At 69.2% G+C, this 12,368-nt stretch carries 9 protein-coding genes; 3 read left to right on the top strand and 6 right to left on the bottom strand.

Features of this window, described 5'->3' with window-relative positions; all coding sequences use genetic code 11:
- Window positions 1-2: 2 nt before the first annotated feature.
- A complete protein-coding gene (locus ON39_RS40715) occupies window positions 3-182 on the bottom strand; it encodes a hypothetical protein (protein WP_146251444.1) in 180 nt (59 codons plus the stop codon).
- 50 nt (window positions 183-232) lie between these two features.
- Here ON39_RS40715 and ON39_RS40710 point away from each other — a divergent pair, with 50 nt between their 5' ends.
- From ON39_RS40710 to mobF, 3 genes are all read left to right on the top strand, one after another.
- Window positions 233-592, top strand: coding sequence for a hypothetical protein (locus ON39_RS40710; RefSeq protein WP_051187748.1), 360 nt, complete (start codon window positions 233-235; stop codon window positions 590-592).
- 289 nt (window positions 593-881) lie between these two features.
- A complete protein-coding gene (locus tag ON39_RS40705; RefSeq protein WP_040742235.1) occupies window positions 882-1,094 on the top strand; it encodes a hypothetical protein in 213 nt (70 codons plus the stop codon).
- Window positions 1,095-1,315: 221 nt separating this feature from the next.
- Entirely contained in the window at window positions 1,316-6,025 is a 4,710-nt protein-coding gene (mobF, locus tag ON39_RS40700) for a MobF family relaxase (RefSeq protein ID WP_051187747.1), read from the top strand.
- 82 nt (window positions 6,026-6,107) lie between these two features.
- On the opposite strand, the gene ON39_RS40695 is transcribed toward mobF, so the two are convergent.
- The 5 genes from ON39_RS40695 to ON39_RS46505 all read right to left on the bottom strand — a co-directional run bounded on the left by ON39_RS40695 (window position 6,108) and on the right by ON39_RS46505 (window position 12,051).
- Complete coding sequence (locus tag ON39_RS40695; protein WP_051187746.1) at window positions 6,108-7,898, bottom strand: relaxase/mobilization nuclease domain-containing protein; 1,791 nt, start codon at window positions 7,896-7,898, stop codon at window positions 6,108-6,110.
- A gap of 28 nt (window positions 7,899-7,926) precedes the next feature.
- Complete coding sequence (locus ON39_RS40690) at window positions 7,927-8,466, bottom strand: hypothetical protein (RefSeq protein WP_146251446.1); 540 nt, start codon at window positions 8,464-8,466, stop codon at window positions 7,927-7,929.
- Window positions 8,467-9,057: 591 nt separating this feature from the next.
- Entirely contained in the window at window positions 9,058-10,335 is a 1,278-nt protein-coding gene (locus tag ON39_RS50295; RefSeq protein ID WP_051187745.1) for a hypothetical protein, read from the bottom strand.
- Window positions 10,332-10,784, bottom strand: coding sequence for a hypothetical protein (locus ON39_RS40680; RefSeq protein ID WP_040742231.1), 453 nt, complete (start codon window positions 10,782-10,784; stop codon window positions 10,332-10,334). Before ON39_RS40680 ends, ON39_RS50295 begins: the two co-directional genes overlap by 4 nt.
- Window positions 10,774-12,051 carry a coiled-coil domain-containing protein gene (locus ON39_RS46505; protein ID WP_051187744.1) on the bottom strand — a complete coding sequence of 426 codons (1,278 nt, stop codon included), beginning with the start codon at window positions 12,049-12,051 and terminating at the stop codon, window positions 10,774-10,776. The genes ON39_RS40680 and ON39_RS46505 overlap by 11 nt, the downstream gene beginning before the upstream one ends.
- Between the last annotated feature and the right edge of the window lie 317 nt (window positions 12,052-12,368).

Below are 12,368 nucleotides of genomic sequence, written 5' to 3'. Positions count from 1 at the left end.
AGCTACTCCCCGGAACCCGTATCGACCGGAACCAGAGCGGCCACCCGCGCCGGGAACGAATAACCACCCGGTGCGTCGGCCTGGATCGGCGCGACGAGCGCGTGGTCCCCCTCGACCTCTACGACCTGGAATACCGAGATGCCACCGGCGACTAGCAACACCTGATCACCCATGTTCACCACGTCCGCAGCCTCTCCCGAGCAACCATCCAGTATGTGCAAATATAGCAAGTATGTTCGAATACTGGAGCGATGAGTTCTCCTCGTCGCTCCGCCGTGTCGTCGATCCACCAGCGCCAGTTCTGGTCGACCTGAGCATCGCGATCACCCTGCAGGGCCCGTTCCGCAGGGATGCGGTGTCGATGCGCATCAAACGCGCCGGCCTCGACTGCGCGAGCACCGTTCCGGGTCTGCTCTACGCCTGGGCACAGTGCATCGATGGCTCCTGGATCGGATTGGTCGGGTTCACCATCCCGACCGCGAACGGTCAGGGCCGCATCGAAACCCGGCAGTGGACAGTGGCGCGCGCGCTATCCCCAGCGAGTCCGAACCTGGCCGGTGGGGACACCGGCCGGACAACCGAGCCGCCGTAGGAACCGCGGCCCCAGAATCGCCGTCGAATGATGCATGGACGACGAGCAGCCGACCGGGGCAGGCGACTATCCGAGCAGCAGTCCGTCGGCACGATGGGCGTCAGCGCGGACACGGATCACCCTGGCCATCGCCTACGGGCACCCGAGCGTGCGCCGCCGCGCTCGACGACAGCTGCGTGTTGACGCGGCGAAGTCATGAGCACATCGGCGCGGAGTGCCCCGACGGGTCATTCGAGTGGGTTTCGTTGGGCGCCAGCGCAACCCGGGAAGAACCCGATAGCCTGCCCGCATGGCATTCACCGTGTACCTCAATGACCCTGAGGTCCCCCAAGGGCTCGCATTCACCGGAGACGCCCGGTACACCTTCGACGAGGCCGGCATCTTGACGGTGCAGCAGGCCGGACACGCCCGGTTCTACGCGCCGGGTTACTGGCAGCAGGTGCACGACTACGACGAGAGTCAGTTCCCGACCGTGCGGCATCCGGATTCCACAACGAGCTAGCCACGCCGCTGGCGGATAGCCCCAAAATTTGCATTCAGCCATCCGCCCACCTCATCGCAAATTACCCGTACGCTCGCCTGCCGCAGCACCACCGCATTCACTACTGCTACTACGCCGCATCCTTTCTACCTGCGCATATATTCTGAAATCGTCACACCTCATGCTCCCCGGATAACGAACACGTAACGCATTTCTGGTGCGGGCGTACCGTTGAAGGGGTGATGTCGCTGGCTAAAATCGCGAGTGGCGACGGGTACGAGTACTACTTGCGTTCCGTCGCGACCAACGATGCCAACGACCGCGGAACGCAGGATTTGTCCGGTTACTACAGCGAGCGTGGCGAATCTCCCGGCCGCTGGTGGGGTGCCGGTTTGACGGCGGTCGGTATCGAGGCGGGCGAGCAGGTCACCGAGGCGCAGATGCGGGCCTTGATCGGGCACGGCTTGCACCCGAACGCGTTCGCGATGATCCGCGCGGCCAAGGCTGAGCAGCTGCGTCTGGGCGCGAAACCCAAAGACGCCAGGCGTTTCGCCGAGCAGCAGGCGCGCCTGGGTCGCCCGTACGGGAACTACATCCCGTCCGAGGTCAGTTACCGCCAGCAGTGCGCCGACGCCTACGCCGACTACAACAGCGGCCGCGGCCTGCTCGACTACGCGCCGATCCCCGAGGACGAGCGGACCCGGATCCGCACCGAGGTCGCCGGTGCGATGTTCGCCGACGAGCACGGCCGTGCGCCGCGTGATGACCGCGAGCTGTCCGGTTGGGTCGCGCGAGCCTCGCGTCCGTCGATGAAGGCCGTCGCCGGGTACGACCTGACGTTCAGCCCGGTCAAGAGCGTGAGCGCGTTGTGGGCGTTGGCGCCGCGCGAGATCAGCGCCGCGATCGAGGCCGCCCACCATGCCGCGATCGGCGACGCCCTCGAGTACCTGCAAGCCCACGCCGTCTACACCCGCGTCGGGCGCCACAGCGTGCGCCAGGTCGACGTCGAGGGCCTGCTCGCGACCGTGTTCGACCATCGCGACAGCCGCGCCGGCGACCCGGATCTGCACACCCATGTGGTCATCGCGAACAAGGTCCGACGCCTCGACGGCCAGTGGGGCTCGCTGGACGGGCGCATGATCTACCGCCACAACGTCGCCGCCTCCGAGCTCTACAACACCCGGCTGGAGCACTACCTCGAACAATCCCTCGGCCTGGTGTTCGCCGAGATCACGCCCACGGGCAAGCGTCCGATCCGCGAAATCGTCGGCGCGCGAACCGATCTGCTGCGGGTGTGGTCCAAGCGCGCGGCCGCGATCGAGGACAAGCTGACCGATCTGGCGAGTCAGTTCCAGGCCGACCACGGCCGCGAACCGACCCCGAACGAACTCCTCGACCTGAGTCAGGAAGCGACGCTGCGCACCCGCACCGGTAAGCCCGCCGCCCGCACCCACGCCGAACAGCGCCGGGACTGGCGATCTGACGCGGTCGAGGTACTCGGCGGTGAGGATGCGGTGCACGTCATGGTCACCGACATGCTCAACCAGCAACTGCCCCGCCGCGACACGGTCACCGACGCGTGGATCGCCGCGACCGCGGCCCGCGTCGTCGACACGGTCGCCGAGACCCGCGCGACCTGGCAGGAACACCACATCCGCGCCGAAACCCACCGCCAGCTACGCGGCCATGTCGACCCCGACCACTGGCACACCCTCGCCGCGCGCGTCATCAGCACCGCGCTCACACCGCCGCACTCGATCCCGCGCGGCACCCCCGAACGGGTGCCCGACGCCGCGGCGCTGACCCGCGGTGACGGCACCAGCGTCTACACCACCGCCGGATCGCTGCTGCACACCTCGCCCGAGATCGTGGCCGCCGAGACGCGCCTGGTCGAGGCGAGCCTGCGCACCGGCGGGCGCACCATCACCGCGGCCGCCGTCGACGCGGCGCTGATCGAGTACGCCGCCAACCACCAGGGACGGACCCTCAACCCCGCCCAGCAAGCCCTCGTGCGCGACTTCGCCGGATCCAGTGCCCGCCTGCAGCTGGTCATCGCGCCCGCCGGCACCGGCAAGACAACCGCGATGCAAACCCTCACGCGCGCATGGACATCCGAAGGTGGCACCGTGCTCGCGATGTCACCGCTGGGATCGGCGGCCGCGCACCTGGGCCGCGAAATCGGCACACCGGGCGTCACCGTCGACGTACTCGTCACCCTCGCCGACGCACTCGCCACCGGCGCCCTGGAGCCCTCCCGCGCACCGCAGTGGTTGCAGGGGATCGGCCCCGAGACGCTGGTCATCATCGACGAAATCGCCAAAACCCCGACCCTGAAACTGGATTCGGCAGTGTCCTGGCTGCTCGAGCGCGGCGCGAGCGTGCGCGCGGTCGGTGATGACCACCAGCTCGCCTCGGTCGCCGCCGGTGGCGTCGTGCGCGACATCATCACCGCCGCCGGAGCCTCGACCCTGACCACGGTGATGCGCATGGCCGACCCTGGCGAGCGCGCCGCCTCCCTCGCCCTGCGCGAGGGTGACCCGGCCGCCATCGCCTACTACACCGACCATTCCCGTGTTCAGGTCGGCACCCTCGGCACCGTTGCCGAGCAGGCGTTCGCGGCGTGGGACGCCGACCGCGCCGCCGGGCTCGACACCGCACTGCTCGCCCCGACCCGCGAGCTGGTGGCCGGCCTCAACCGCCGCGCCCGCACCGCCCGCCTCGCCCGCGAAGGCCTGCACGGCCCGCAAGTCGAACTCGCCGATGGCCTTTCGGCCTCGGCCGGGGACATCATCGTCACCCGCCGCAACAACTACCGCCTGCGCATCTCGGCCACCGATCACATCCGCAACGGCTACCGCTGGCACGTCGAGGATGTGCACGCCGATGGGCGGATCACCGCCACCCACCTCGACTCCGGGCGCCGGGTCACCATGCCCGCCGACTACGTGCACGCCCACGTACAGCTCGGCTACGCCAACACCATCGACTCCTCGCAAGGGCTGACCGTCGATACCTGCCACGGCGTACTCACCGGCCGCGAATCCCGCGCCCAGCTCTATGTCCTGGCCACCCGTGCCCGCGCAGGCAACTACCTCTACCTCGCCACCGCAGGCACCGGCGAAGAATCCGCCGCCTACACCTACACCGCGGTGCACGCCCCGACCGCGGTCGACATGCTGACCGAGATCCTCGGCCGCGACGGCACCCAAACCTCCGCCACCACCCAAGCACGCCACGACGCCGACCCGCACCAGCGCCTCGCCCACGCCGTCGACGCCTACCTCGACGCGCTCGGCGTAGCCGTCGACCACCGCATCAGCGAGCAGGACCAGGCCGCCCTCGCCGCGGCCGCCGAGCAGCTGGTGCCCGGCCTCACCACCGAAGACGCCTGGCCCGTGCTGCGCCAGCACCTCGGCCTGCTCGCGCTGACCGGCCGCGAACCGATCCAGGCACTCACCGACGCCGTCAACGTCCGCGAACTCGACACCGCCGCCGACCGCGCCGCCGTACTCGACTGGCGCATCGACCCCACCGGCACACACTCCACGACTGTCGGGCCGCTGCGCTGGCTGCCCGACATCCCACCCGTGCTGCGCGCCGACGCCGAGTTCGGTGAACACCTGCACGCCCGCAACCGCGAGATCACCGACCTGGTCGACGCCGTCACCACAACCACGCGACAGTGGCCCACCGGCACCGCGCCACTGTGGGCGCAACGTCTCGCCGACACCGACCCGGTACTGACCGCTGAGCTGGCAGTGTGGCGGGCCGCCCACGCGATCCCCGACCACGACCGCCGCCTCACCGGGCCCGCCCAGTTCCCGGCCGCCGAACGCCGCGAACAGCACCTGCTCGACGAGCGAGTCGCCGCCCGTCTCGGCGACCTCGACGGCGACACACGCCGGTGGAAGCACTTGGGCACCGACCTCGAACCCCGCCTGCTCACCGACCCGTATTGGCCGGTACTCGCCACCGAATGGACCCGCGCGGCCGCGGCCGGCCTCGACATCCCCGCCGCCGCCCGCGACGCCGTCGCAGCCCGAGCACTGCCCGACGAACAGCCCGCGGCCGCGCTGCGCTGGCGCATGAGCACCGACCTCGACGAGCACCAGGCCGATGAACAGTTCGCCGCAACCGTCGCCGAACTGCGTGCCGCACAACGCTTGCGCAAGCTCTCCGACAACCTGCTCGACATCGAGCTGTCGCTGCGCCGCAGCGAATCACGCGAGAACCACGGCCTCCCGTCCTGGCTCGACCACATCGGCCGCAGCGCCACCAGCGAGCTCGACGAACTGCACCAGCAACACCAGAGCCTCGACGAGCAGGCCGCCGCGATCCGCCTCGCTCAGGCCGCCGCCGCGCACGCCAAACTCATCGAGGAGCAAACCTGGCAAGCCAGGCGTGACCTGCTCGCCCGCCAACAAGAGCTCAACAACACCAGCAAGTGGCGTCCCCGTGTCCGCGCCGCGGCCCAGGCCGAGGTCAACGAAGCCCGCGACGAGCTGGAACCGCTCGAAAAGCGGCTCACCACCGCACAGTTCGTCGCCGAGTCCGCCGCCAAGGCCACCGGCCTCACCACCTACATGTGGGATCACACGCTCACCACCGCCGCCGACGCGCACACTCGCCAATCCGACCTCGCCAACGCCCAATATCGCGTCGACAGCGAAGCCCGCAGACAGGCACAAGCCCAGGCTCGCGCCGACCGCCAGGCGGCCCGCGTCCAAGAAGTCCTCGACGAGCAGCAGCGGCGCAGTGCGCTCACCACCGAGCAGCGTGGGCTCGAGGACCGCGCCCGCGACGAGATCTATCACCAGGACAACCCCGCCCACGAACCGATCACCGCAGCGGTGAAAACCACGAAACGGCAGACACAAACACGCGACCGCACGTGGCATTACCCCCCGCTTCCGGATCTCGGACCCAGCCACGACCACGGCTACGGGCTGTAACCACCCCCGGTGAGCCGGGGACCGAGCACGGCATTCGCCGCGCTCGACCGATTCAGCGCGGTCGCCTTCGCGGCATCCACGATCAGCGTCCGCGCCCACGCTCCGGTCCATGCTGCGGGCCCTCCGGCGGACGGTAAGCCGGCCGATCCGGTTCACGGTAGGTCGGCCGCGCTGCGGGTTTCGGTTGTGTCGGTGCGAGTTCAGGCGCCACAAGCAGCCGGGCCGAACTGACCCACGCCCACGGTTCGCGTCCATCGCGTTGACGTGCCAAATGCTCGCGATGTTCCGCGCTGCCGACCGCCGGACCTCGATAGGTACCGGAGGCGACCGCGTAACCGTGGTGCACATCGACGAGCTGCTGGCGCAGCACCATCGTCAGCCGCTTGGCCCGCTCGGCCTCCCCCCGCGCCGCGTGCGCCTCGGCGATCGCCTCGATCGCGCGCATCAGCTGCTGCAGCAACAGCAGATTCCCCGCCGCCGGGTCACCGCCGATGCGGGCCATCTGCACGAGGAACGTGGTCACACCACGCAGCCCGGTCTGCGTACGGTCCGCGCGCGGCCGCGGACCGCGCACCGGGCGAACCGGTTGCGCCGAACGCGCCAGCTCGGCGGCCGCCGCCGCGAACGGGCCCGGCCGATCGCCCTCGACGCGACGCGACCACGCCCCGAATACCGCTGAGGCCCGACCGGCAGCTTGCGCCCACTCGATGTGGTTCTCCGGCGGAATCGACTTCAGGATCTTGTTCCAGTCACCGACCTCGGTCGAGATCCGCTTCCACAGCGCGGGGTCTTCGATGCGCCGCGCCTCACGGTCGGTATCGGTCAGCCCCCGCGCCCGCGTCCACTCCGCGAGCGCCTCCGTCCGCGCCTCAGGGGTGTCGTCCCACTGCTTGCGCAGCTCGACGATCGACAGATCCGAGGCAAGCTTGCTGCCACCCAGCCGCGGACCCCGGTACCCGTCGCCGTCGCGGATCTGCGCAGAGTAACCGCGCACGACGGTCATGTCCCCGGCGTCGTAGAACGGCAGCAGCGACACCGCCCCGTCGCGTAACGCGCGGCGCACGAACTCCGCTTCGGTCTTCGACGCCGCCGCGTAAGTGCGAACCAACCTGCGCATCGTCTCGCGTTCGGTCTCCGGCCGGCCCTCGCGTTGAGCGCGCTGGATCTCCGCGCGCGAGTTCCCGCTCATCCCGCCGCCGGACTCCCGGGACTCGAGCACTACCAGCCCGTGGCGGTGTTCGAGGGTGTTGCATGCCTCCTGCGCACGGTTCCAGTCCCCGCGGGCGTGACCTTGCCCGTAGTCGAAGGTGTCGACTTTCTGGCCGTCCTCGCGGACCAAACTCGCGGCGATATGCACATGATCGTTGCCGTCGCCGTGTTCACCGGAACGCCCGTGGCGCACAGCCACCCACCGCGCGCCGGCGCGTTCATCGGTCTCGGTGAACCCCATCTCGCCCATGAAATCCTCGACGACCTGGCGCCACTTGTCGTCGCTCAGCTCCTCGCCCGGCGTCAGCGCGAGAACGCAGTGCCACACCGGTGCGTCCCGCAGGACACCCTTCTCCCCCGCCGCCGGACGCTCGACGACATCGACTCCACCACCGCGCGCAGCCGCCTGCGGACGTGCGCGCATCCGCACCTGTGTCCCGTAGAGCTTGCGCGGCAGATCCATTTCTTTCGCCAGCGCGAGCGCAGTGTCGCGCGACGCCTTCTTGTCCTTGTCCCCGTCGAAGGTCGCCAGCCAGCCATCGCGCATCAGCGTCGGCGACCCGGCGATGACGTGACGCTGTGAGTGCTCGTTGTGCTCACCGGCGCCCAGCAGATACACCAGCAGCCCGCCGAGCTTCTGCCCGCGCAGGACTTTCGGAATCACCGCGCCCCCGCGGCGGCCCGGCTCGGGCTCATCGGCGAACCACGTCCTCGGCCAAGGCCTCGATTCGTTGTGCCCTCTCCGACAGCTCGGTCATCACGCCCCGCAGCTGCGCCAGGCCCTCGTCCAGCTCAGCGGAATCGAGCACACCAGTGACGTGCGCCGAATGGATCAACCCATCCAACCCAGCACCGATGTGCGCCAAATACCGCAGCCGAATCGTGTCCATCGCACTGGTCGCCGACAACAAAATCCCCTGCAACACCTGACGCTTCGGCCACGGCAACCACGGCTTCGCGCCGGCCTTCCCGCCCTCCTCCGAACGAACACCCACCGGGTTCAGCGAGCACTGCAACAGATATTTCGGCACCGTCATCCCCGCCTCAGCCGCGGCCGGCGCAAGCACCCGCTCGTAATCCGCGAGCGCCATCGTCACCTCGACCCGCTTCTTCTCCCCCACGATGGCCTGCTGCCGCTTCCGTTTCCGAGCCCGAGCGATGTTCTGCGAACGACGTGCCGACACCTTCGGCACGAGCGCCCCCACGCCGCCGTCTGCCACCTCCGTGACCATCCCGACCACCTCCCATCCGGCCCCAAAAACCAGCCAAGTGCAACGACCACCCGCCACCGGGTGGAGCCTCGCCCCAGCGAGGACTCCTCACTTATCACAGATAAGTGTTAACTTGCTCCGCAGGGGCTGACTCACAAGGGTACCGGAACAAGATCGACGCAACCAGACTCGAACGCGACTAGACCCGAGGGATTTCAGCGGCGGGACTTCCGATGCCCGGGTGCCGGCGGTGCGTGTCGCGCGGGCCGGTTTACCGCGGTAAACCGGGCTCGGTTCGCCACGTCTCTGTGCTGCGGCACTGTCCCCCCGGGCTGAGCCTGGACTTTGAGCGCGTGCGTCGCCCGGCGTCCAAGCCAGGCCCGCGGATCTGCCCCCTGACCGACAACGCCTCGGCAGAACCGGGGGCGGGGGTAGTCTCACCGCACAGACGAGGGCCCCGGCGGATACCAGCCGCCGGGGCCCTCGTCGTGTTCGGGTGTTCGCTCAGTTGTCCGCTGTTCGGTCAGTGGTGTTCGTTCGCTGAGGCGGAGGTGTTCGCTCCAGTCGCGAACACCTGCCCCGTGTTCGGTGTTCGGTGTTCGCTCCGCGTGTTCACTGTTCGGTCGCGGTGTTCGCTCGACGATCCGGTGTCCGGTGTTCGCGTTCGCCGCGGACCATGTGGGCCAGTGCGGCGCCCATGCCGACCACGATCACGGGCAGGCAGGCGACACCGGTGGTGATCCACCACGGTGCGGTCGCGTGGATCACCGGCGCTGTTTGTCCGGCCGCCTGGGCGAGGGTGTTCGCTGTGTCCTGTGCCCGGGTGATTTCCTCGGACTGAGATTGGGTCAGCAGGTGGTAGGCGATCTGCCCTGCCGCGCCCAGGGCGAGGCTGCCGAAGGCCGACCACTTGGCGAACTGGTGTGTGCTCTCGGTCCGGGCCCGGCCTGACAGCCAGACGTAGAGGGCGTAGCTGGCGTAGGCCTCGACCCCGATAGGCAGCGTGATCGCGGTGTTCAACTTGAAGTCGGAGATCCCGGGGAACGGCTGCACGACACCGAACCCGGTCATCTCGCCGAGCCCAACCCAGCCTGACCAGATCGACACGAACGCACTCAGGGCCATGAGCAGTACGGGCCACACCACCAGTGGGCGATCCGATTTCTTCGGTTCGCCGGCCTCGCCGCCGCCGGTCTCGATCGGCGTGGGTCCGGGGTGTTCGTTCGGTGTCCGGTCGACTGTCCGCTGTTCGTGTTCGGTGTCCGGTCGGGTGTTCGTCTGGACGGGAGCGAACACCTCAGCGTGATGTCCGCTGGGGTGTTCGAACCCCTCGGGGTGTTCGGTGCCGGGGTGCCCGGTCAGGGTGTCCGTGGCGCACACGTCGGCTCCGTCCAGGTGTTCGTTCGGTGCGGCGAGGGTGGTGTCCGGCTCGATGTCGAGGGACTGTTCGGTGTCCGGTCGCGGTGTTCGGTCGGTGAGACGGCGGTGTTCGCTGCTGTCGCGGACACCCGCCCGTGTCGCCCGTGTCGCCCGTGTCCGGTTTTCGCTCGCCTCGGCGGTGTCCGGTGTTCGGTGTTCGCTGTTCGCTGTCGCGCGGGCGGCGTCGAGTTCGGCGATCATCTCGGCGGTCAGCGCTTGCAGGTCGCCGGTGCTGACGATGCCGTGTTCGCGGCGCCACTCGGCGACGACCGTCGCGGCGTTGGGTCGGCTGACATCGACCCCGAAGTGTTCGAGCCACGTGCGCACGGTGCCGCCGCTCGGGGAGGGCAGCTGTTCGCAGGCGTAGCGGATCTGGTCCTTCTTCGTGTCCAGCGCGGCAAGCGCCGCCAGGTGTGCCTGCTGCGCGACACGGTGCGTGTCCGCTTCGGTGTCGTTCTCGGTGGTCGTCATCGGGCACTCCAATCGGTAGTCCCACCGAGGCCGCGGGCAGCGTCCTCGAGGAGTTCGCGCCACTCCCGGCCGGGCCGGGAGGTGGACATCACGGGAAGGTAGTCCCAACGCGGCATCTTCCGCAGGAACAGCGCGGTAAGCCTGCGCAAGACCGGGTCGTCACCGTGCGTGACGCGAATGTTGGTAGCGATCGCCTCGGCGTTCTCCGCGGCCGCGACCAGCGCGGCGGAGGCGGCCAGCAGTTGCGCGAGCGCAGCCACCCGGCGCTCGGTCAGCTGAACCGCCGGCCAGATCGCCACGACGGTGCCCCGCACGCTGAGCCTGGCATGGTCGCCGGGGTGATCGGGACGTAAGCCACACGCGGTGTCGGAGCACAGCTCGATCAGCGCAGCGTCCGAGGACCGCAGTGCGGCGGGTACGGGCTCGAACAGTCGCAGCTCATCGGTCATTTCGTTCTCCCTCCCCCGGGCTCAGGCGTGCGATGGTCTTCTCCGCCGCCTCCAGGGCTTTGGTCAGAACCGCGGCACGTTTGTCGGCGGCATCGCTGACGCGGGCGATCTCAGCGGCGTGATCGGTGCGCAGTTGCGCGAGATCGGTACGGGCTTGCTCGCGGACACTGGTCAATTCGGCGCGCAACGCCTTGATCTCCTCGCGGCCGGTGCGGGCTTGCTCACGGGCGTCGTCACGGACAGCGTCGAGCTGTTCGCGCAGTTGCGCGAGATCGGTGCGGGCTTGCTCGCGAACATCGGTCAGTTCGGTGCGCAGCCGGTCGGCTTCGGCACGCGCGTCGGCGGCGGCCTGGTCGGCGGCGGCCCGGTCGGCCTCAGCGCGGTGCTGCGCCGTGATGGCAGCGTCGCGGGCGTCGTTCGCGGCGGTGATCTGCAGGGCGGCGTCGTGTTCGACCTGTTCGACTTCGGCGTCGGCGACGCGTTTGGCCTCAGCGATGCGCTCCCGCGCTGCCTTCTCGGCAGCTTCGGCCTGCTCAGTGGCTTGACGCTGCGCGGCCGCGACCTGGCGGGCTGCTTCATCGCGTACGCGTTCGAGTTCAGCGGTGGCCTGTTCGGCGGCAGTTCGAGCCTCGGTGGTCTCGGTGGTCGCGTCGGCGACCCGGGCGTCACGGTCCGCGATCGCGTCGAACGCGGCCCCCTCGGCCAATTCCTTGTCCTCAAGCGCCCGGGCCAGCTCGCGCCGCGCCGCCAGGGCGTCGGTCTCGGCTTCCTCCGCCGCTGCGCGAGCGGCATCGGCGCGTGCTTCCAGATCACGGCGCGCGGCCTTGACCTCGGCGACAGCGGCGTCGGGGTCACCGGCGTTCGCGACGATCTCGGCGGCCGTCGCGATCATCGCCGCGAGCTGGTCGCGGTGAGCGGTGGTCACCATCTCCCATTGCGTCAGCAGCTCCGCCAGTGACGACCGCGCCGAGGTGACCGGCCGGGGGGCTGGCTGTTCGGTGCGGGGAGCCTTCCCTGCCGCCTCGAGCTGGAGTTCGCGCCGCCGGGTGAGCGCGCCGGCCCGGTCGTGACGGCGCCGGGTGCCGTCCGGGTCGACGCGCATCTGCCCGCAGTAGTCCGCTGGTCGTCCCGGGCCGGTCGCGGGCGGCAGCACATGGCCGGCGACCGTGAACTCCCCGGCTTCCGCGTCATATCCGACCGGGAATTGGCAAACGCGCTGGTCAACGTCACCGTCCGCGCCGCGCGCAGTCTCAGGGCTCTCACTCATGAACGCCAGTCTACCTGAATTTCGTTCCATATATTACGTTATTGACGATTAATTTCGTTTCGTTTTTACGTAATTAACAGAACGTAATTGAGGGAACTTCCGTCACGTGACGAAGAGGTCGCGCCGGGGTGGGTGTGACGCATCGGGGTGGTTTCGCCGGTCGCGGCGCGGATCCGGACGTGATCGGCCTGGTCGGCGAGGATTTCCTCGGCTCCCGGACCGGTTTACCGCGGTAAACCCGGTCCGCTTCGAGACGCGAGGGCGATGCAGGGCACATCTTCGGCGCGTCGGCGCGTTATGTCTGGGCCCGCGCCGTT

The sequence above is a fragment of the Nocardia tenerifensis NBRC 101015 genome (assembly GCF_000308715.1).
GTDB classification, from domain to species: domain Bacteria; phylum Actinomycetota; class Actinomycetes; order Mycobacteriales; family Mycobacteriaceae; genus Nocardia; species Nocardia tenerifensis.
Note: the sequence above shows the minus strand (reverse complement) of the source record. Positions and strands in the feature narration are given on the sequence as shown.